This window comes from Dietzia sp. Cai40, from assembly GCF_014145165.1.
In the GTDB taxonomy this organism is placed as follows: domain Bacteria; phylum Actinomycetota; class Actinomycetes; order Mycobacteriales; family Mycobacteriaceae; genus Dietzia; species Dietzia natronolimnaea.
This window is the reverse complement of sequence record NZ_JAALEB010000403.1, coordinates 1-743: the sequence shown is the minus strand read 5'-3', so window position 1 is coordinate 743 and position 743 is coordinate 1. Positions and strand designations below refer to the sequence as shown.

Here is a 743-nt window from a genome sequence, read left to right as displayed (position 1 = left end):
GCGTTCTGGGGGATGAGCAGGAACACCGCGGCCACCACCACGAGGTAGGCCGGCATGATCCGGACGAGGCGGGAACGCAGGTAGGCCCCCGCGGACCGCGCGGTGCCGGGCCCGCCCCGACGGGCGTGGAGGGCGTGGGCGCGCCACAGCAGGAACCCGGACAAGGCGAAGAAGACCGCCACGGACAGGTCGAACCGGCCCCAGACCCGGTTGATCGCCGACCCCGTGGAGGAGCCGGTCTGGAACGCGACGTGAGTGGTGAGGACCGAGAGCGCGGCGACCGCGCGGAAGCCCTCCAGCGCCGGCACGAAGCCGGTGGCGGACGGGAGAGTTCCGACTTGTCGGTCGGGGGTGGCGAATGCGTTCTTCATCACTGTTAATCTTCTCCTGATGATGGTCCGGTCCGGCGACCGACCCGGGAAGCTACCCGGCGGTAACCGGCGGATCCAGGGTGCGACTCCAGGAGGACAACCGATGGCACGACAGAGCAGTTCCGCGGGACGGAGGTCGTCAGTGCCCGCACTGGTCCTCGTCGGGCTCGGCGCGTTCCTCATCACTATCGCACTGGCGCTCGTCTTCTTCGTCGTGCCGGCGCAGAAGAAGACCCCGCTGGACATCAACACCACCACCGTCACCGACACCACGCAGGGCGCGGTCCTGGTGGGCGCGGCCCTGGCCGGCAACTCGCCGACCGAGCTCAACTCCACCCGGCCGGAGTGCAGCGCCGACGACGCGGCCGGCGA

The 743-nt window shown here is 70.1% G+C and carries 2 protein-coding genes; one reads left to right on the top strand and one right to left on the bottom strand.

Annotation, left to right across the window (positions count from 1 at the left end; genetic code table 11):
* The coding region (locus G6022_RS14445; RefSeq protein WP_182691833.1) for an acyltransferase at nt 1-371 on the bottom strand (371 nt) is incomplete at its 3' end.
* A 103-nt stretch (nt 372-474) separates the two neighbouring features.
* Between G6022_RS14445 and G6022_RS14440 the strand changes: the two genes are divergently transcribed.
* On the top strand, nt 475-743 hold a 269-nt coding region (locus G6022_RS14440), incomplete at its 3' end, for a porin PorA family protein (protein ID WP_187701378.1).